Below are 20,047 nucleotides of genomic sequence, written 5' to 3'. Positions count from 1 at the left end.
TTAAATTAAAAACCATCAAACAGCGCCGCTTGCTTCATAAAAAACACGTGGCATAATCAACCAACATGATGAGCCAAAACCCTCTGTTATTTTAAGCACTCACATGTCCCAAATTATATGGCGACGGACACCACTCTCTTTAGAAGGAGTCCCGCTTTCTTGGACAGTTTGGCAGCGAATTTAAGGTGAGATGTTTGAGTGAATATTTTATGCTGCTATACCGTTTTTAGATTAACCCAGAAGAAAGTAGTAAACCCAATTTGGCGGGACATCGTCAAGGGCTGAATTGGGTCGATGTTTGTTTGGACCGGTGCACTAAACTGGAGAGTACCTTCTGTTAAACTGAGATTTACAGGAGGAACCAATGAGTCTCGAAACATCTGATGAATTTAGACGCGAAGCCGTCCAACTTGCTTTGACAAGTGGTTTGTCTCGCAAACAAGTTGCTGCCGATCTTGGTCTTGGCATGTCTACACTTAACAAATGGGTGGCTCAGCATAAACATGATGATTTGATGTCAGGTCCGCACGATGACCTGCATAAAGAGCTTGCCCGTCTTCGCAAAGAAAACCGCATTCTCAAGGAGGAACGCGAGATATTAAAAAAGGCCGATCATCCGATTCATCTGTTGTGCAAAGCCTTCAATATCAGTCCGAGTGGTTATTACGACTGGTGTAAACGGCCTATGTCCCAACGCCAACCAGATGATCTGGCTTTGCGGACCAATATCCGCACCATCCACAAAGAAAACTATCAATCCTATGGGCGAGAACGTATTGCTAGCATGATGGATCTTCTTTTCGGGAAGAAGAGTGTTCAGGAAGCAAATTCAGAAATTAGGAGTACAAAAAAATAATCTATCTTTAGACAAAGGGGCTAATCATCTCTGCCCCTTTGTCTAGTTCTCTTAATGTTCAAGCGTTAGTTAGGGCAGCTTTTATTTCTGGATCATCTAAAATGACCTGAAGTCGTTTTGTATATATTTCAGTAAACATATCGAAGACATTATATGTGGAGCTTAATGGAATTTCTTTATCCCATTTTGCAAAAGTTTTTCGAACTTTAATGCGCCCTTCAATATCGACAATCGCAACTTCGAAGTCATATTGATAATCGGCACTTAACCAAAATGCATATCTGGATTTTTTCATTATCACGATTATTCCAGATGATCCTTTGTCTGTAAGTGTTTGAATTGAGGCCTCGAGACTTTCCCCTTTTGGCAATTCAACAATTGTCACATTACTTCCTGCCTTAGACAATGACGTTTGGATCATAGTCGATAGATAATATGCAAAAGGGCGCCCTTCAGTTGGTCCATTTCTTTTTAATGACGCAGGGATACCGAAAGCACCATGCATAATTCCCTCAAACCAAGGTTCTTTATCGCCATTTAATACGAAATCACGATGATCAGTTACAGCGACAGACAGATCAGTAGTTAATGGGCTACTAAATTTGGGATAACGTGCTTCTTCTGGTAATTTTTGGGCACAGGCTCCTAAATAAGCGATACATAAAATAAGGGAAAAATAACGGAAAAACTGTTTCAATTTAAACTCCTATGAGAAAGGCTATCTGCTCCTGAAGACTATGCCCTTTATCAGTCGGAATAATCAATATCAATAGTTGTGAAAATGTAATGGCTTATAATTTAAAGTGACTTGCTAGGAAAGCTCTATAAAATACCCTGATCTTCAAATACCAGTTGGTTCATTTAAGTCTATATATCTCATAAAAGGAAAAGTTGATGATGGGTGGAAGTCTATTTCTATCAACAACATTAATCGCTATATCTATGTTGATTACAACGGTCTCTTTAGCGGCAGAACCTTTGCCTTCTTATAGAATTGATCTTAAAGAAACATCTGTATCAGGGTTATCTGCAGGTGGGTATATGGCGGACCAATTTCATGTTGCCTATTCAAGTACTATTAAGGGAGCTGGAATTATTGCTGCTGGACCTTTCAATTGTGCAGAAGGTTCAGTCATGACTGCCTTGGGTAAATGCATGCAACCGTCGTTCTTGTCTGGTTCTCCTGATGGCAAAGAATTGGCGGCCAAAGCAAATAAGGTTGCTGCAAATAAGATGATTGATGATCTGTCAAACCTAAAAGGTAACAAGGTTTATATCTTTAGTGGCACCAAGGATGAAACCGTAGATCAAAAAGTTGGTGATCAAATAAAAGAGTTCTATCAAGCTGCTGGCGTAGAAGAAGAAAACATTCGGTATGTAAACGATATCGCAGCTGGTCATGCCATGATCACTCAAAACTATGGCAATGATTGTTCAACCGCATCGAAATTGCCTTACATAAATAAATGCGATCATGATGAGGCAGGGAATTTACTCAAACATATTTATGATGGCGCTTTAAATACCCCATCTGAAAAACTGGGAGGCAAGGTGATTGGTTTTGACCAAGGAGAATTCTTAGCAAATCCGACGAGTCATTCACTTGCTGACGAAGGTTATGCCTTCATCCCAGAAGCTTGTGAAAAAGGTGAGACGTGCAAAGTCCATATCGTTTTTCACGGTTGCCAGCAGAATGTCGCAACCATTGGGAAGGAATATATCGAAAATGCAGGATATAACCGCTGGGCGGATTCAAATAAAATAATTATTCTCTATCCTCAAACGTCATCGAATTTATCTGGGAACCCAAAGGGGTGCTGGGATTGGTGGGGCTATGACAGTGATCATTATTACAACAAGAAAGGCAATCAAATGGCAGCCGTCAAAGCCATGTTAAACCGTCTGGCTGGCTCAGAGTAAAAAACGTTATAAAAGCTTATCCCAAAGAGGACCGATCAAACCTGCTTTATGCATATCATCTATGGAGTTCAGGCTGTTAGAGACAGGGAATATTTTTGTTGGTTCTAAAGACCAAGCTTCTTTGATTTCATTTTCCATGTAAGAACGTTCAATCTTTGAAGAGAAATAGAATACAGGTTCTAGCAGGTCATCTTCTTTTTGGATGAGACCTTCGTTAATTGCCCGTTTCTGGATAGGTGCGTTTGGTAAAATTCGAATGCCGCTGAACCCAAAAATAGCAGCGCCTTCTAGTCTTTTCAGATTGTCTAAACCTTCGTGGAGGGTGTCTGGCGTTTCTTCCGGCCCGCCAAAAATGATAAAATGAGCTGATGGCACATCAAAGTCTCGAACCAGTTGATGCGTTTGATATACATCTTCCATTTGGAAGGCTTTATGCATCCCTTTTAAGGTGGCATCACTGCTGGCATCGGTGCCGAATTCCATGGCATGAAGGCCGGAACGTTTCATAATGCTCATGGCATCGATGTTTAAATATGACGGGCGAAAATAAGCGCACCAAGGTGTTTTGTTTTCTCTTCGGATGAGTTCTTCACAAATCTCTAAATAACGTTCCTTATGGTCGTTGAAAACTGAGTCAGTAAAAAACAGATATTTGCAGCCGTAGTCTTTTTTTAATCGTTCGATTTCATCCACAACTTCTTTTGGGTCCCGATAGCGAAATTTATTTCCTTCAAGAGTTGGGTAAGAACAATAATCACATTTAAAGGGGCAACCACGCTTTGTTTGAACATTAAGCATGCCGCCCCGCCTGCGATAATATCCTGTAATGCGTTCATCATATGAAACAGGTAACCACTTATTTGTTAAAGCTGCTGTACCTTGAAAGATTGTCCCTTTTGTTGGTGCGCACCCTTGTTCAATCTGATTAACGAGATTACAAACCGTCTGTTCACCTTCACCAGTTATACCGTAATCAGCTCCAAGTTCTTCCAGGATCAATTCTGGGAACAGTGTGAAGGCACCGCCGCCCAGAATGATTGGCACAGCAGAGAATTTTTTGATCTGGTTTATTGTTTCAAGGGCTGTTTTTAAGAAGAATTGAGGATCAGCACTATCAACCGTATCAATATTCCGAATAGATATGCCGATTACGTCAGGTTTGTGTTTTTCAAAGACAGGAGGGAGACCTTCGATTCCATCTTCAACAAGAACATCATATTGTTTTACATGGTGTCCATCTTGTTTCAGAGCTCCTGCGATGTGAGCCATTCCAAGAGGGTGGACCACATAAGGTGTTTTTACTGTATTTATGGAAATTAAAAGACAGTTTAGAGCCATTTAATCAATCGTTTTTTTGAAGATTAAGGACGTGTTGATGCCCCCAAAAGCAAAGTTGTTAGACATCATATATTCCATGTCTAGATTGCGACCTTCATTGACGATGTAATCTAGTTCAGCACATTCAGGGTCAAGATTATCCAGATTAGCTGTATGGGTTAACCAACCTTCACGCATCATCTCAAGGCCAAGCCAGGCTTCGATAACACCACATGCCCCTAAACTATGACCAAAATAGCTTTTTAAGGAATGAATGGGTGTTTGATTACCAACAACGGCAAGGGTTGCATGACTTTCTGCCACATCACCACGGTCTGTTGCTGTACCATGAGCATTTACATAATCAATGGCACTTGCATCAAGCTTTGCGTCTTTCAAGGACGAACGCAGTGCAAGCTCCATAGTCTCTTTTGTTGGTTGTGTGATATGCGCACCATCAGAATTCGTTCCGAAGCCAACAATCTCAGCATAAATTCTGGCACCGCGCGCGATCGCATGATCATAGTCTTCTAAAATCAGACTACCAGCGCCTTCACCAATCACAAGGCCATCACGGTCTTTGTCAAAGGGGCGTGGAGATAATTCTGGAGTTTCGTTCTTAACCGATGTTGCATAAAGTGTATCAAAAACAGCTGCCATGGATGGGCATAGTTCTTCAGCACCACCTGCAACCATCACATCCTGCATGCCATACTTGATGGCTTCATAGGCATATCCAATACCTTGAGAGCCAGACGTACATGCACTTGATGTTGGAATGATACGGCCTTTTAAGCCAAAGAAGACTCCAATGTTTACAGCCGCTGAATGGCTCATCATTTTAACATAGCTGGTGGCTGTTAAATTGCGCATGGTGCCTTCACTCATGAGTTCTGCAAAAGCCACAACGGGTTTTGTACTACCAAATGAAGAGCCATAAGACACGCCCATCCGACCACTATCAAAGAGCTTTCGATCTTCAATCAGTCCTGCATTAGTCAGCGCCATTTCGGTTGCATAGACAGCCATACGTGAAACAGGACCCATGCTGCGTAATTTTTTACGAGGATAGCGTTTATCCACATTAAAATCCTGAACAGGCCCAGCTAGGCGTGTATTGAGATCAATATAACGATCCCAATCAGCCATATGTTGAATGCCCGTACGTCCTTCTTTAAAGGCTTCTCGGATGGTAGGCCAGTCATTGCCAAGGGCAGTTACCCCGCTCATGCCTGTCACAACGACTCTACGCATCAGAACATTCCCCCGTTAATCGAGATCACTTGTCTGGTTATGTAACTTGCATCATCAGAACAAAGGAAAGAGACTGTGCCTGCAACTTCTTCAGGCGTTCCAACGCGACGCATAGGAATGGCTTTTTTAATCTCTTCCATGGGCAAGTCATCTGTCATTTGCGTACCGATTAACCCCGGAGCCACGCTGTTAACTGTAATTTTCCGTTTAGCTAATTCAATGGCCAAGGATTTTGCAGCGCCGATTAATCCAGCTTTAGAGGCTGCATAATTTGTTTGGCCTCGGTTCCCCATGACACCTGAAACGGAAGACATGACAACAATACGTCCGCCTTTTCTTGCTGAGACCATAGGCATGGTGCAGGGGCGCAACACATTATAAAAACCGTCCAAGTTGGTATGAATGACACCATCCCAATCTTCATCTGTCATAGCTGGAAAAGAAGTGTCACTTGTCACGCCTGCATTCAGAACCACGCCATAATAAGCTCCGTTTTCTTCTATGTCGGCTTCTAAGGTAGATTTACATTGCTCACGATTTGAAATATCAAATGAAATGGTCCGACCAGAGGCACCTAGCTCATTAATTTTGGTTAGCGTTTCTTCAGCACCATTTTGATCTCGTCCATAATGAACAAGAATATCAAAACCATCCTTAGCAAGGCGTAACGCGACCGCCTGACCAATACCCTTGCTGGCTCCTGTGACTAAAACCGTTCTACCCATCGGCTTTTGTCTCCATTTTTAAATTATCGTTACTTGGTTGATATACATTTAAGCGTGCCTTTGCGACTATTTTTTCGCCTTTTTTTGTCACGCAGTCAAATGAGGCCATTTCCCCATCATTATAGAGTGCTTTTGCCTCTATATTAAGCTGATCCCCAATGAGAAAACCATCACCTAACAATTCAAGCTTGCGTGTCCCAAGTAGAAAGCCAATACGGACGGCTTTGCCTTTTTCTCGTGCGATAATCCCGCTATAGGCCGCAATGGATTGCGCCATATATTCAACGGCAACATAGCAAGGCACCTTGCCATCAAACATAAATGGTGTGTCTTCATTAATCGTAAGGGAGGTTTCTATCATTTCATCATTATGAGAAATAACATCATCGATTAAGATCATCGGGTGGTCATGTGCTATTAAATCTTCAATGGCATAATTCACAACGGTCTCGCTTTCTTCACCGCTAAACAGATATTGTTTCCGCCAAAAGCAAATGAATTGCTTAAAAGTACCTTATCGTCGGTTTCTAACTTATCATCAGGCTTCACAAATTTTAGCTGGGCTAAGGCATCGTCTGATTTTCCATCCCAAACATGTGGGGGAAGTTTTTGATGAATAAGCGACAGCCATAAAAAACCGAGTTCATTAGCACCTGCAGCCCCAAGCATATGTCCTGTAAGAGACTTTGTTGAACTGCATGAAACATGATTCCCAAAAAGCTCATTTACGGCTTTTGCTTCCATGGCATCGTTTAATTGGGTGGCCGTTCCATGAAGGTTAATATAGGCAACTTCATGATCTCCTTTTGCCAATTCCATGGCTTTGATCGCTCCAAGCCCTTCAGGGGATGGCGCACTGATATGATAGGCATCAGATGTCTCGCCATAACCAAAGAATTCAACAGGGCCGGACTTGCGGCTTAAGATGAATAAAGCCGCCCCTTCACCAATATTAATGCCATCTCGATTTACACTAAAAGGAAGGCACTTGCCTTTGGAAAGTGAGTCCAGTGCATTAAATCCGTTTAAGGTCAGACCGCACAGGCTATCCGCACCGCCAACAATAGCTGCATCACAGATGCCAGCTTCAATCCACCTGGCAGCAGAAGCAACAGCCTTGGCTCCTGAGGTGCAAGCGGTAGAGACCGTCATCGCTGGACCACTTAAATCCAGATATTCCTGAATGAATTGGGAGAGGTCCGAGGTGGCCTGACGTTGGTATTCATAATCAGTTGGGAATGTCCCAGTGTTTACTTTTTCAGCAATAGCGGGTTCATTTGATCCAATTCCAGATGTGCTTGTTCCGACAACAACGGCAATGCGATCATTACCATATTCAGAGATAAACTTTTGAATATCCGTTTCAATCTCTTGTAAAGCCATCAAGGCCAATTGGTTATTTCCGCTTTTGTGCAAAGAAAGGTTCTCTGGGATGATGGGTAAATCAGTATTAACTGTCCCGACATACACAGATTGGTCCAGGATATAAGTATCGTTTTTTATCAGGCCATTTTGTGACCCTGCGAACAGGTTTTGCGCAACTTGATCTTTTCCACATCCAAGGGGGTTCACAATCCCAAGGGCGTTTAAATATAAAGTCATTTTGGCCCCTTTATTTTTTGAGACTGGACCTCAATACGATAGGACTTGTGATGATTTTCAATAATCAAGCGTCCTTGCCATCTGTCATGTCCATCCAGTCTTGAAATTGTGACACGGTTTTCCCCATTGTGTGTCACAAGGCGTTTATATTTCCCCTCAATAATAATATCTGAGGGTCTGTTTAGGGATTCAAGCGGCCAATAGGCCAGCATCAGGTCATAGAGGATATGTTCCCCTTTTAGCTGATCAGGCATCCAGGATGCTTTTTCACTATGCATCCCATCCTTATCCCATTTCACAGTAAAAGCTCTACGACCCATGGTATCTAATCCAATGAGGGACAAACGTTCTTCCTGCAGACTAAGGACGACTTGAAAGACAAATTCTTTGTCCCCATAGTTGCCTTTTAAAAGCTGGACTACTTCCACCGGGGCAAAGGGCAATTGCCATTTGCCAAAATCATTACCTTCAGGTTTAAACTTGGTTGCACAGCTAGAAAGGATAATAACAGCACAACAGATGATAAGGTTTCTTATGGACATTGGGCCGCCACCATTTCTAGATATTTCTTAGGCTGGGTAACAAACGGATTTTTTTCATCCCACGCATAACCCGCCAAAATAGAAATAACCATATCTCTGATAGAATTATCTCCTTCAGGTGGATTGAAAATGATCTTTTGTAGTGATCCTTCATACCAGCTTTCCACAAATGTTTTAAAACATGTGACGCCAATTTTTAACGGCTTTGCATATTCTTTTTCCCAGTCTACTTCTTCTCCATTGAGCTGCTTGAGTAAGGGGGGCACCACCAAATCAGCTGACTTCAAGGCTATGGTTACGCCTGAAGAAAAGACGGGGTCCAGAAATTCCCCAGCATTTCCCAACAAAGCATATTTATCTGAACATAAGTTTGAGACATCACAGGAATACCCAGAGAGCTGACCCACAGGGTGAATTTCTTCGGCATCATCAAGTAAAGCGCCAAGTTCTTTTGCTTCTCTTAACAACGTCCAGAGCTTTTCGGAATTATCACCTTTGTATTTATCTAGTACTTCGGGACGGACTACAACACCGACAGATGATGTTCCATCTGAGAATGGGATGAGCCAATACCAGATGTCATGTTGTTCTGGATGAACGGTTATAAGGATTTTGTTACGGTCAAATTTCTTAGTGCAAAGCTGGTCTTTCATATGTGTAAACAAGGCATTGCGCACAGGGAAACTGGAAGGACGTTCAAGGTCTAACAATCGAGGGAGAACCCGTCCGTATCCACTGGCATCTAAGATGAACTTACATTCGATTTCGCTCTCATTGCCTTCTGCATCCTTGACTTTTAGGCGTGATATATCTTGTGATAGGTCAATGTCCATCACTTCATGATTATATCGAACGTCAATTCCTTTAGTCGCGGCTTTCTTTGCTAACAGGTGATCAAAGGGCGCACGTTGAACTTGATAAGTTGTACCCCAACCTTCAGAGAACTTCAGGCGGAAATCAATCAAGCTGCTTTGATCTGCACACCCAAAAGCCGCACCATTTTTAAACTGAAACCCATGTTCAACAACACTTTGGAGTAAATCTGCTTTTTCAAGAAACTCCATGGACTGTGGCAACAGGCTTTCCCCAATAATAAAACGAGGAAATTCCAGTTTTTCGAGCATAAGAACACTGACGTTATGCTTTGCTAATAAGCTTGCAGCTACACTTCCACTTGGCCCGGCACCAATAATGACTACATCAAACATCTCATTCATGGCTTTTTACCTTTTTGTTTTTCATATGACTTAAAGGGGCAAGGGCATAGGCAATTGAAATGCCGATCAATATGGTCATGCCAAATGCATGAATGGCATACATGTCACTTAAGGCCAATAGGCCAAAAGCCATTATTGTTGAGGCTGCTGATAATCCATTGGCAATCATAGCACCTGAGTATTTCTCAGAACTCGCTTCAAAACTGAAAAGGGCATAATCCAATCCAATTGCCAAAACGAGAAGTAGAGCCATGGCATTGAAGAAAGTAAAGCTTTCCCCAAAAATAGACGCAATGAAGGGTGTTAGAACAACAGCACTTATGGGAACGCTCAAGATAAGACTTGCGTTTTTAAAGCCGTAATTTCTCACCAAGAACGCCCATATAAGTAGGCAGGAGAAAGCAATGAGAAGGATAGCGCGTTTACGGTATTTGCCAAGTGTCTCACTTATGTTTTTTGCCTGATCGACCAGTCGAACATTTTCATAAGTTGAAGCTAGGTCTATGAGCCCCTCTGTGTTTGTCACACCGCTTAGGCGAATAATGTGAACCGATGGGGCAAGTCGAAATTCGGGAAGAAAGCCTTCAGGGTCTAAATAGAGAGCTTCGCCATAAATATCATTCTTCCTTGTCATGCCAATATGGCTGAGATGTTTATCGAGCTTTTCACCTAGAAGGGTCTTTTGGACAAGATCACGGTTTTCTTTTTGTTTTTTGATAGAAGGGATGAGTTGTGCCATGGCTTGAAAGCCAATAATGTCACCTTTGCCTTGGATATTAGCTAATTTAGGCAGTAGATTTTCTTCTAACTGCAAAACATCTTGTTCATTTTCCCCATGAACAAGAAGAATGCGTGTGGCGTTATCCAGCCCAGTTATGTTGCGAATTTGATCTTCTTCAGCTTTTAGATCAAGCGGCAGGCTTTGCAAGCGACGCACATCATCATCTGTATGAAATAGCATTGCCCCGCCTAATGCCCCAAGAACAGATATACCTGCGATAATCAAGCTCCAGTTGCGATCAAAACCCCACAAGCGTTTAAAATGCATAACGCCTTTGCTTTTATCAATCAGGGGATAGATACACATCACAGTCAGGTAGGACATGATAAGACCTGCGGTTGCAAAGATTGCAATCTGCTGCAAGCCGGGAAAGGGGGCTGTTGCGAGAATGAGAAAACCTAGTGAAGAACTTATGACACCAAATGTCAGCGGGCGTGCAATATTTTGGGTTCGCAAAACACTGTTAGATTTTTCTTCGCCCAGACCATCGCAGCAATAATGGAAGGTGTAATCAACCGCTATGCCAATAAGGCCCGCCCCGAAAATAAAGGCCATCAGATGAAGTTTGCCAAAAAGCAGGAGGCAAACCCCAAGACCTCCGATGATGCCAGAGGAAATTGCCAACAGGCTTAACAGAATAGGACGGATGTTCCTGAAGAAAATAATATTAAGTAAGATAATTCCTAAAAGTGAGATAGCCCCAATTAAAGTGGCTTCGTTCTGGGCTTGTTCAATCCCTCTTTGTCCATAAAAGACAGCCCCTGTCTTCAAGACCTCAATCCCGTTTGGCGTTTTTAAGTTTTCATAAGCTGTGATAAAATCTTCCTGAAAACTCTGGTTAAAGGCCTGTCCCTTTAAATTAAAAATAAGGATGATGTGTTCCCCAATCAGGTCCCATCCATCCTGTGTTTTGAAGTTCTTTTTTAGTTTTGGACGTGAAGCTAAGTAGGCAGGTAATAGTAGATATGGGTCTTCTTTAATTAATTTTGCATCACTTAACCCGAATGGGGACATGATTTGTGCTAAGGCGCGTTTTGACACTTTAGCCGCTTGTTCGTTTTCCAGCCATGCACGGTCCTGATTGGACAAAAGATTTGCACGATATTTGAATAGATTTTTCCCTAAGCCTTCCACTTGTTCTTGCTGTTTATTTAAATCAGCAAACGGTGCCAATTGCTTAACAAGCTCATTCGCATATGATTTAGCGGTTTCAAACTCTTTAGCTTTTACGAGAATGACAATGCGCTGGGTGACTTCTTCTTTCATCAGAGAGTTTGCTTGTCGCACCCACTCGCTTTGTTCCTCATCTGGTAACAAGGACAAGAAGTCTGTTTCAATAGGAAGCGTGTTCTGAAACCGTAGCCCTATTATAACAAGACAGAGCAAGAGAATCAGTGCCCATGTGATTGTCCCTAGTCGTCTCATTACTTAACCTGTAAGACGGTTTGGTTATTAAAGTTAATCACATCCTTGTCATCTTCCGGCTTAACAATGATCAGTTTTTTTAGATGTTTCGCGCCTTCAAGGTAAATTGATTTGAAGGGGGCATCTTTTGGCGCTTGAAATGATAAGGACCAACCTGTTTCAAGAGGTGTGAGCTTTGCCCCGAATTTTTCTTCCAGAATATCCCATTGGCCTTGCATTGATAGGGATAGAACATCGTGTAATGTTTTTAAAGCCGGGAACTGGTTTGTTGAGACCTGTATGGTTTCCTGTCCGTCAACACTTTGGCTCATACCTGTTTTGTTAATCTGCAATTCTGTCTCAAAAGGGCTTGTGGTCTTCCAGACAAGTCCTTGGGCTCTATCAAAATAAAACTCACCCTCAGATGTAATGGGGTGACCAAAGCCGGACAAAAATCTCTTTTGAGAAAAGGTCCCACTTAACGCTTCGTTTTCTTTCAGCTTGATGGGGCGTTCTTGAGCTTGAGTCATTGAAGACATAAAAAGAAAAGCAATGATTATGAGGAAGCGCATGTTGCCTCCTTAATCTTTTTAAACAGGATGGCAGGGCTTTCAAAAAGCATTTCTTGAGTTCCACCATCAACAGCGACCTGAATGGTAAAGCCTTTTGTTATTTTCTCACCTGTTTCAACATCTGTGATCAGATAATTGATTTTGAGGCGGTTTTCATATTCCGCTATGGTGGCTTCCACATTTATGTTCTGTGCGAAGGTAACAGGACGTACAAATTTCACTCGCATATCAACAACAGGCCACATATAGCCACTGTCGCGCATCTGAGGATAGTTATAGTCAATCTTATCCAACAGTGCACAGCGCGCTTGTTCAAAGAAGCGAACATAATTGCCATGCCAGACCACTTCCATAGGGTCCAGATGGTAAAATTGCGCTTGGATTTGAACAGATGCAGAAATCATATGCTTACTCGTATAAGGACCAATGTTGGTTTGAAATACGGTTTAATAAAAGCTTCAAAACACCTTCCAAAGGTTCGTCCTCATTAACAAACGGGATATCGGCTTCTAAAGATTTCTGGAACTCAGCCACTTCTGTTGAGAGTTTGTCGTATGACAATTCACCTTGGCGCACGCGTAGTCTTAAGGATTGGCAGCAAGCCAGCATATGCCCAACAACGGCCTGTTCTGTTAATTCGAGAACACGCAGACAATCACGTGCCGCAATGGTGCCCATGCTGACTTTGTCTTGGTTATGACATTCTGTAGAACGTGAAAACACACTGGCGGGCATGGTGTTTTTCAAGGCTTCTGCTGTCCAAGCTGATACACCGATTTGTAAGGCTTTCAAACCATGGTTAATAGGTGCGCGTTCACCCTCAGCACCAGATAGATTAGAAGGCAGGCCGTTATTGAATTTAACATCCACCAGTGATGCCATTTGGCGATCAACCAAGTCAGCAAGGTTCGCCACAAGGTTTTTCAAACTATCCATAACAAAACCAATGTGCCCGCCATAGAAATGACCGCCATGAAGAACACGTTCATTTTCTACATCAATGATGGGATTGTCATTGGCACTGTTGATCTCGGTTTCAATAATTTGTCTAAATGTTGGTAACATATCTTGCAACACACCGATCACATGCGGGGCACAACGCACAGAATATCGATCTTGCAGTCGGTGAAGTGGTTCATCACTTACACCGCCATCCAAATCTTCGCGCACACGTTTGGCAATTTCAGCCTGACCGGGGTGCGGTTTTGCAGAGAATAGAACTTCATCAAAATGTTCAGGATTTCCAAGCAGGCCGATTGAGGTCATGGTTGTGAGGCGAGAACACAGCCGTGCAAGATAATCTGCGCGTTGGTATGCAAAAACTGCCATGGCTGTCATAACAGCTGTACCATTCATAATCGCCAAGGCTTCTTTGGGACGCATCACCAAAGGTTTGATGTTAAGTTCTTCATAAACATCTTTTGTGCTGCGACGTTCCCCCTTATAGAAAACGTCACGCTCCCCAATAAGAACAGCGGCAACGTAGGAAAGGGGGGTTAAGTCCCCACTGGCCCCAACAGAGCCTTCTTCAGGGATAATTGGCGCAATATCATGTTCTAAGAGTAGTTCAAGCTGTCTCATCAGGTCCATGGAGACACCCGACATGCCTTTTGTCAGAGAGGCCAAACGCACAGCCACAACAGCACGCGATTGCTCAGGGCTTAAATTTTTACCGAGACCCACGCCGTGAAAGCGTGACAGGTGAATGGGAAGTTCATGAACAAGGTCTTCTGGAACGCCGCGTGTGCAGCTGTCCCCATACCCTGTTGTAATGCCATAAAGCACCCCTGTTTTCTCAAGTACGCCGCTTAAGTAATCTGCGCCAGCTGAAATTTTGGCAACAAAAGCAGGATCATCTGAAACTTGACCTTGAGCACGCCCCATCGCCAGAGCATGGATGTCTTCAATAGAAACTGGCGTTTCGCCAAAAGTGATAACAGGCATATGGAGCATTTTATTCTCTTTAAAAATTATTCGCTGTTAGGTTTATTGATCTTCAGCCCAAAAGTCAAAAAAGTTGTACCACTGTAATGGGTATTCTCTACAGTTGCGCTCCAAAATTTGTACATATTTGGTAATCTCTGTAGTTAATGCTTCGTTACGGGTTTTGCGGGGTAATATGACTTGATCAGATAGTTTTTCAAAAATGATACGAAACTTATCCCTTTCTTTCATACAATGCAGAGAATAAACCGGACATTTCAAAAGGGAAGCTAAAATCATTGGGCCTTGAGAAAAAGGGGCTTCTTTACCAAGAAATGGGATGTATGACAGACGTTTTTGCCCCTCAACAGGTGTGCGATCACCTGCAATCACGACCCATTCACCGCGATCAAGGCGTTCTTGAAGCTCTATGGCGGTTGCCGGTCCGATGTCATTAACCTGAACAACATCCAAAGCGGCATCAGGATTATAGTCTGCAAGGATCTGATTAAACTTAACCGCATGTTGGGTATGGGCAAAGACAGTAATCTTAATTTTACTGCGCCTTTTCGACAAAGCACGACAAATTTCGACATTGCCAAGATGAGAGGTGAAAACCAAAACGCCTTTGTTTGAAGCTATCACTTGATCAAATTCTTTTTCATTCGGAATGATCAGATCGTTGATTTCCACCTTGCCCATCCACGCTGAAAATTTATCCAAGGCCATGCGCCCAAAAGACCGGGTATGCGACCATAATTGAAGAAATCCGGGTTTATCTTTCCTACCTTGTTGGGCATATATCTTCTCAAAATACCGCTTAGAGGCTTGGCGTTGCACTCCACCTGTTAAGAAAAAATATAACAAGATAGGCTGCATGACCCACCAACAAATATTATAGCCCAAGGCCTTATAAGTAGTGGCTAGGAATTTTAGCCCCCATGTCATACCACGCTCATCTATCGTGGCCCATCTGGAGGCAATGCGAGGTTTTCTTGGGCGGTTTTTCAAAACGCTTGGTAGACGAAACAGCATATTGAAAACAAGACGGGTATGCATTTTTGTAATACGAATATTATCGGCCACAACATCAAAGTTTGAGGTGTTGTTTTCAGGATAGGTGACTTTCACAGGCGTCATGATGGTAGGGGTACCACGCCAAAACAGGCGCACCATGATTTCTGTATCAAAATCCATGCGCTGACCAACTGTTTCTTCATCAGCTACTGCAAGGCTTTGTGCGAGGGGATAAACACGATAACCGCACATGCTATCTTTAATTTGAAATGAAAGTGTCTCAACCCAAACCCAAACATGAGTGAACCATCTGGCAATTTTACGCGATTTCGGGATGGTTTCATCATAAATGGGTTGCCCTGAGATAAGGGCCTCAGGATGGTCTTTTGCGAGCCCTAATAGCTTGGGAAGGGCAGATGCATCATGTTGTCCGTCTGCATCAACTTGAACGGCGTGGCTGTAGCCTGCCTCATAAGCGATGCGAAATCCTTCAATGACTGCACAGCCCTTGCCTTGGTTTTTATCAAACCGTTTAATGATAATATTTTCATCAGGGTTATGTAGGGCAGCAATGGTTGATTTGGTGGGGTCCGTACTCCCATCATCAATGATAAAGACGGGGAGGCCTTTCTCGCGCAAACCTTTTACAACATTTTCTATGACAAGATAATGATTGTGGCTGGGGACGATGGCGCAGAATTTAACACTCATTGGTTAGACAGCTTAAGAATGCCGGAGGAGAAGGTCTTTTCACCAGAGATATAAGAAAACACAACTCTGTTCTTTTCCTTCTGGTGATCGAGTTTCAAAGTGATTTGCATCTCTGGCAACATGAGATCACGGAATTTCAGTTGAGTAATTTCAGCAATGGTTTGTGTTAGAGAGAAACGGTCTGTAGCAAAGCGGACAGCCCAATCCAATTGCCCGACACCCGGTAAGATCGGTTGTTCTGGGAAATGGCCTTGGAACTGGAAAAGGTCAGATCGCGGGCATAGGTCTAGTTCAATAAGCGTGCCTTCGTTACGCTCTGCCAGAATATCCGGTTCTTGTTTGCTTTCTTTCCACATTTGCATAAAACCTAATATAAAGAAAGCAGGTCAGCCATCAAGCGTTTACCTTGAGAATTCACAGGTATTTTTGCAACGAACCGCCAGCGTCTGGGGAGGGCAGCTTGGTCTAGGTCATTGCGCATCTCTGTTCGTAACAGACGCCCCATGCGAAATTCACCGATTGCATCCAGTTGAACCTGACCTTCAGGGGTTAGGACAATGACACAAGATAAAGACTGTCTCTCATCATCCACAATTAAGGCAGCAGCTTCTTTAACATAGGGAGACTGCAAGGCGATAGCTTCCACCTCGTGCAGGGAGACACGTTTTCCTTCGACTTTGACGATCCGGTCAATGCGTCCTTTTAACAGGAACTTATCATTTGAGAGGAATTCAACCTTATCACTCATCTCGTACCAATGATCATTTTCAAGATAAGGTGAACGGATGGATAAAACACCATAATCATCGCTTCGAACATCAATGGCGCTAAAGGGGGTCCATGGAGTGGCTTCATCGGTTTGTTGCCGATAAGCGATCCCGCCTGTCTCTGTACTACCAAAGACTTCCATGGGTGTCTTTGTGAGGATTTTCTGTGTCTCAATGGCTGCTTCAATGGGGAGCGGACCACCGGATGAAAAGATCATCTTTGGTGATTCTTCAATGTCTAATACAGGATACCGGGTCAGATGTGCGGGGCTAGAAATAATGAAGCTGTCTTCACAAATATGGGGAATGAGACTTTCCCAATATTCAAACATCTCATCATAAAACGGGCGCCCTGCAGATAAGGGCCATAAGACTTTAAATAACATCCCGTAGATATGTTGGTGAGAGACAGTCGCGAGTGCGATTGAGCCTCTTAACTGTGCCCCAAAAGTATCTTCAAGTACCGTTATCTCATTCTCGATTTGGCGTAAGTTTTTACGGATACATTTTGCATCCCCTGTTGAACCTGATGTGAAAAAATCAAGGATGCAGTTGTTTATATCAAGGGGCTGAAAGTCAAAATCAGTCTGTTCTCCTAATTCAAGAACAAGGCGATGTCCGTCCAGTTTTTCTAATGTTCCGGGCTGTGCATTTGGCGGCAGAGAAACCCTGCACCCTGCATGTAAAGCAGCCATGAGGCCCACAGCAAAGGTATAGCTGCTATCTTCGAATAAGATAACGCTCTGGCCTGAAAGTCGGGAGGCGTTATGGGCAACATCGTTCTTAAATTGTGCGAAGGAGATGTCATTGGTGATCTGGTTTTCAAGATCGTTGAGTAGAAGTTGAGACAGAGAAATCATGAATGTGTTCCCACATGTTTTTTCTTCACAAATTGGCGCACAACAAACTCAACTGCAAAAAGGCAGCCCATAAAGATGTAAGATAAAAACCCGTTGTAGAATGTCCATGTTTTCAAATCTGAATATAAAGCCGTCCAAAGTGAGATGCAGGCATTTAGGATAAAGAAAATGATCCAGATGAATGTGACATTACGGGTGTAGTGCACACCACTTTCATTTAGGTCAGGCTCCACCATTCGGGCAAATCGCTCAATAATAGCGGGAGGATGAAGAAGGGAATATCCAAAGACAAAAGCTAAGCTTAAACATAAGGAGATGGGATAGGATTTTACAGCCAACATGGTGTCAACAAAGGCGAGTATTCCCGCAACACAAATGGTTAGGCCTAAAGAAACAATATGTATGGTTTCTTTTTTATCATGCCATTGCAGCACGATGCGAAAGCCTAGGAAAACCATTAATCCTATAGAGATGACTAAAGGGGTAAAAAACTGAAGACCGAAATAAACCGCAAACGGGTACGCCACCCCAATAACGCTGGCGAGAACCATGAGCGGTTTAAGTTTGAACGGCGGTTTCATTTGGCCTTATTCGGACACAAGACTGTGTACACGCTCAACAATATCATTAACGGTACGAACGGTTTTGAATTCTTCCGGTGGAATTTTCTTACCTGTGAGTTCCTGTAATTTTACAACAAGGTCAACGGCATCAATACTATCTAGGTCAAGGTCTTCAAATAGCTTGGCATCCGGTGTGATGTCTTCTGCGGGAACCTCAAAAAGGTTTTGCAGGTATTCTTTCAATTTATCTGAAATTTCTTCACGGCTTAACACAATTTCAGCCCTCCCGTTCAGATGAAATGAATTTTGCAAGGTTCTCAACAGAGGCAAAATGTTTATTGATGTTTTCAGTCTCAGAATTAATTTTAATGCCGTATTTCTTTTGAATTTCCATACCTAATTCGAGGGCGTCAATGCTATCCAGGCCAAGGCCTTCAACAAACAGGCGTTCGCTACTTTCAATCTCTTCTGGCTCCAGGTCTTCCAAGTTTAAAGCTTCTATGATGAGCTTTTTAAGTTCGAGTTCTAATTCATCCATGAGAGACTTTTCCGCTGAAATGTTGTTCTAAATCTCGGGTCAGCTTTCTAACCACTTTTGATCTGGGTTGATGGCCTATATATGTCTGAATGTCCAGTTGTTCTTCAACCCAAAAATTGAATTGCATTTTTGTGGGCGGGATTTCATACCACTTTTGTCCTTTAGCCAAACTAGGCGGTATGCAAGAGATTGTAATGGGTTGTATATTGCAGGGCACAAGGGCCGCAATATTGGCAAATCCTCTTTGAAATTTCAGGCCTTTCCCAGGAACACTTCGTGTTCCTTCAGGGAAGATTACAATGTCATGGCCTTGTTTTATGGCTTGTTTACATTGTTTAAATAAAGCTTCCGGGTCTCCATCATTGCGAATATATCCTGCTGCTCTCATTACACCACCAAGATACTTACTATCCCATAATTCATGTTTCACAATGCATTGAGCTTTCGGTAGCATCGAAATCAAAAAAACAACATCCAGAAGTGTAGGGTGGTTTGCAATAATAAGTCGTCCCTTACCTGCTTTTAAACGTTCTCGATCATAGACATCACAGTTAAGAATTCCTGTGATGCGCAGCATACAGACAAAGAACCTAAAACAGAGGTGAATCATTTTTCGGGCACGGCTAATACGTTTCTCTTCAGTTTTTGAAAAAATGGAAATCGCCGGAAAAACAGTTAATGTTAACAATAGCCCTCCAAGGCTAAATGAGGCAAAGGCAAGACCTGTGAATACCAAGCGCTGGAAATAATTGAGTTTATTTAACATGATGATAATTCCATTGAGTGCGCCCGTCACTCCAAAACCAGCTTTTCTTTTTCTTTAAGAAACCATCCATAAAATTTAAAGCCGCATCCTCTTTGCTTCTATTTCCATCAGTTTTGGATACGGAATATGAAATCTGTTCTGAAGCATTTTGTCGTATAACTAAAGCCATAGCCATTGGTTTGACGGTCTCATCACTAAATCCCTCATAAAAATCTGGTAGTAGTTCATCATAGTGAACCAACAAGACAGGTGTTTCTGGGTTAAGCTGCGACATGGTGCCAGCTTCTAGTAAAGCATTACAGAAGCTAGCGGGTCCGGCAGAAACCGCCGTATGGGCTTGTATGTTTTTGGATGTGATTGAAAATAGGCCAGCTAATCCATTATGGACTGACATACTGAAATGAGCAGGGGATATTGGTTCCTTTTGCGATAAAGACTGCAGCATTTTTACGGTTTGCGCACTTTCTCCATAACGTGAAGAAAAAACCATAGGGATATTTTTAATATCATCCAGATCATGTGTTACGCGCATGACCATGCGTCCAAGACGGCTCAAACGTCTGCGCAGCATCATGGGGAGGTCTTTCACATCCGGTACGTCGTCGTTTTTTTTCAGTGTTTCTGAAAGATCCTGTGACGACATCCATTTCTGGTAGGTTTCAAGACCTGGCCCCCAAGCAGACCAGTTCGAGACGTTAAATGCAGCTGGCAT

At 42.8% G+C, this 20,047-nt stretch carries 22 protein-coding genes; 2 read left to right on the top strand and 20 right to left on the bottom strand.

The window, feature by feature from the left end; genetic code table 11:
• Window positions 1-364: 364 nt before the first annotated feature.
• A complete protein-coding gene (locus tag ACN0VA_RS17090) occupies window positions 365-856 on the top strand; it encodes a transposase (RefSeq protein WP_417822340.1) in 492 nt (163 codons plus the stop codon).
• A gap of 58 nt (window positions 857-914) precedes the next feature.
• Here ACN0VA_RS17090 and ACN0VA_RS17085 read toward each other — a convergent pair whose 3' ends face one another.
• Complete coding sequence (locus tag ACN0VA_RS17085) at window positions 915-1,553, bottom strand: hypothetical protein (protein ID WP_417822339.1); 639 nt, start codon at window positions 1,551-1,553, stop codon at window positions 915-917.
• A 197-nt stretch (window positions 1,554-1,750) separates the two neighbouring features.
• On the opposite strand from ACN0VA_RS17085, the gene ACN0VA_RS17080 reads away from it, so the two are divergent.
• On the top strand, window positions 1,751-2,776 hold the full coding sequence (locus tag ACN0VA_RS17080; RefSeq protein ID WP_417822338.1) for a hypothetical protein: 1,026 nt from the start codon (window positions 1,751-1,753) through the stop codon (window positions 2,774-2,776).
• Between the two features lie 6 nt (window positions 2,777-2,782).
• Here ACN0VA_RS17080 and ACN0VA_RS17075 read toward each other — a convergent pair whose 3' ends face one another.
• From ACN0VA_RS17075 to ACN0VA_RS16985, 19 genes are all read right to left on the bottom strand, one after another.
• The gene (locus tag ACN0VA_RS17075; RefSeq protein WP_417822337.1) at window positions 2,783-4,114 is read right to left on the bottom strand and encodes a lipid biosynthesis B12-binding/radical SAM protein; all 1,332 of its coding nucleotides are present in this window, start codon (window positions 4,112-4,114) and stop codon (window positions 2,783-2,785) included.
• On the bottom strand, window positions 4,115-5,347 hold the full coding sequence (locus ACN0VA_RS17070; protein ID WP_417822336.1) for a beta-ketoacyl-ACP synthase: 1,233 nt from the start codon (window positions 5,345-5,347) through the stop codon (window positions 4,115-4,117).
• Entirely contained in the window at window positions 5,347-6,072 is a 726-nt protein-coding gene (fabG, locus tag ACN0VA_RS17065) for a 3-oxoacyl-ACP reductase FabG (RefSeq protein ID WP_417822335.1), read from the bottom strand. Before fabG ends, ACN0VA_RS17070 begins: the two co-directional genes overlap by 1 nt.
• Window positions 6,065-6,514 (bottom strand): hypothetical protein, encoded by a 450-nt coding sequence (locus tag ACN0VA_RS17060; RefSeq protein WP_417822334.1) that lies wholly within the window; start codon window positions 6,512-6,514, stop codon window positions 6,065-6,067. Before ACN0VA_RS17060 ends, fabG begins: the two co-directional genes overlap by 8 nt.
• Window positions 6,511-7,674 (bottom strand): beta-ketoacyl-[acyl-carrier-protein] synthase family protein, encoded by a 1,164-nt coding sequence (locus ACN0VA_RS17055; protein WP_417822333.1) that lies wholly within the window; start codon window positions 7,672-7,674, stop codon window positions 6,511-6,513. The genes ACN0VA_RS17060 and ACN0VA_RS17055 overlap by 4 nt, the downstream gene beginning before the upstream one ends.
• The gene (locus tag ACN0VA_RS17050) at window positions 7,671-8,216 is read right to left on the bottom strand and encodes a DUF3261 domain-containing protein (RefSeq protein WP_417822332.1); all 546 of its coding nucleotides are present in this window, start codon (window positions 8,214-8,216) and stop codon (window positions 7,671-7,673) included. The genes ACN0VA_RS17055 and ACN0VA_RS17050 overlap by 4 nt, the downstream gene beginning before the upstream one ends.
• Window positions 8,207-9,433 carry a tryptophan 7-halogenase gene (locus tag ACN0VA_RS17045; protein WP_417822331.1) on the bottom strand — a complete coding sequence of 409 codons (1,227 nt, stop codon included), beginning with the start codon at window positions 9,431-9,433 and terminating at the stop codon, window positions 8,207-8,209. The genes ACN0VA_RS17050 and ACN0VA_RS17045 overlap by 10 nt, the downstream gene beginning before the upstream one ends.
• The gene (locus tag ACN0VA_RS17040) at window positions 9,426-11,480 is read right to left on the bottom strand and encodes an MMPL family transporter (protein WP_417822330.1); all 2,055 of its coding nucleotides are present in this window, start codon (window positions 11,478-11,480) and stop codon (window positions 9,426-9,428) included. Before ACN0VA_RS17040 ends, ACN0VA_RS17045 begins: the two co-directional genes overlap by 8 nt.
• Before the next feature lie 158 nt (window positions 11,481-11,638).
• The gene (locus tag ACN0VA_RS17035) at window positions 11,639-12,190 is read right to left on the bottom strand and encodes an outer membrane lipoprotein carrier protein LolA (RefSeq protein WP_417822329.1); all 552 of its coding nucleotides are present in this window, start codon (window positions 12,188-12,190) and stop codon (window positions 11,639-11,641) included.
• Window positions 12,175-12,594 (bottom strand): acyl-CoA thioesterase, encoded by a 420-nt coding sequence (locus ACN0VA_RS17030; protein WP_417822328.1) that lies wholly within the window; start codon window positions 12,592-12,594, stop codon window positions 12,175-12,177. Before ACN0VA_RS17030 ends, ACN0VA_RS17035 begins: the two co-directional genes overlap by 16 nt.
• Before the next feature lie 4 nt (window positions 12,595-12,598).
• Complete coding sequence (locus tag ACN0VA_RS17025; protein ID WP_417822327.1) at window positions 12,599-14,143, bottom strand: HAL/PAL/TAL family ammonia-lyase; 1,545 nt, start codon at window positions 14,141-14,143, stop codon at window positions 12,599-12,601.
• Between the two features lie 33 nt (window positions 14,144-14,176).
• Window positions 14,177-15,841, bottom strand: coding sequence for a glycosyltransferase family 2 protein (locus ACN0VA_RS17020; RefSeq protein ID WP_417822326.1), 1,665 nt, complete (start codon window positions 15,839-15,841; stop codon window positions 14,177-14,179).
• On the bottom strand, window positions 15,838-16,197 hold the full coding sequence (locus ACN0VA_RS17015) for a hypothetical protein (protein WP_417822325.1): 360 nt from the start codon (window positions 16,195-16,197) through the stop codon (window positions 15,838-15,840). The genes ACN0VA_RS17020 and ACN0VA_RS17015 overlap by 4 nt, the downstream gene beginning before the upstream one ends.
• An 11-nt stretch (window positions 16,198-16,208) precedes the next feature.
• Window positions 16,209-17,468 carry an AMP-binding protein gene (locus ACN0VA_RS17010; protein ID WP_417822324.1) on the bottom strand — a complete coding sequence of 420 codons (1,260 nt, stop codon included), beginning with the start codon at window positions 17,466-17,468 and terminating at the stop codon, window positions 16,209-16,211.
• Window positions 17,465-18,049: a hypothetical protein gene (locus ACN0VA_RS17005; RefSeq protein ID WP_417822323.1), complete on the bottom strand. Its 585-nt coding sequence runs from the start codon at window positions 18,047-18,049 to the stop codon at window positions 17,465-17,467. Before ACN0VA_RS17005 ends, ACN0VA_RS17010 begins: the two co-directional genes overlap by 4 nt.
• Window positions 18,050-18,055: 6 nt before the next feature.
• The gene (locus ACN0VA_RS17000) at window positions 18,056-18,304 is read right to left on the bottom strand and encodes an acyl carrier protein (RefSeq protein ID WP_417822322.1); all 249 of its coding nucleotides are present in this window, start codon (window positions 18,302-18,304) and stop codon (window positions 18,056-18,058) included.
• Between the two features lie 4 nt (window positions 18,305-18,308).
• Window positions 18,309-18,569: a phosphopantetheine-binding protein gene (locus ACN0VA_RS16995; RefSeq protein ID WP_417822321.1), complete on the bottom strand. Its 261-nt coding sequence runs from the start codon at window positions 18,567-18,569 to the stop codon at window positions 18,309-18,311.
• Window positions 18,562-19,335 (bottom strand): lysophospholipid acyltransferase family protein, encoded by a 774-nt coding sequence (locus ACN0VA_RS16990; protein WP_417822320.1) that lies wholly within the window; start codon window positions 19,333-19,335, stop codon window positions 18,562-18,564. Before ACN0VA_RS16990 ends, ACN0VA_RS16995 begins: the two co-directional genes overlap by 8 nt.
• Window positions 19,325-20,047 (bottom strand): beta-ketoacyl synthase chain length factor, encoded by a 723-nt coding sequence (locus ACN0VA_RS16985; protein ID WP_417822319.1) that lies wholly within the window; start codon window positions 20,045-20,047, stop codon window positions 19,325-19,327. The genes ACN0VA_RS16990 and ACN0VA_RS16985 overlap by 11 nt, the downstream gene beginning before the upstream one ends.

It is taken from the genome of Terasakiella sp., from assembly GCF_048267425.1.
In the GTDB taxonomy this organism is placed as follows: domain Bacteria; phylum Pseudomonadota; class Alphaproteobacteria; order Rhodospirillales; family Terasakiellaceae; genus Terasakiella.
The sequence above is the reverse complement of the archived record's forward strand: the minus strand, read 5'-3'. Positions and strand labels throughout refer to the sequence as shown.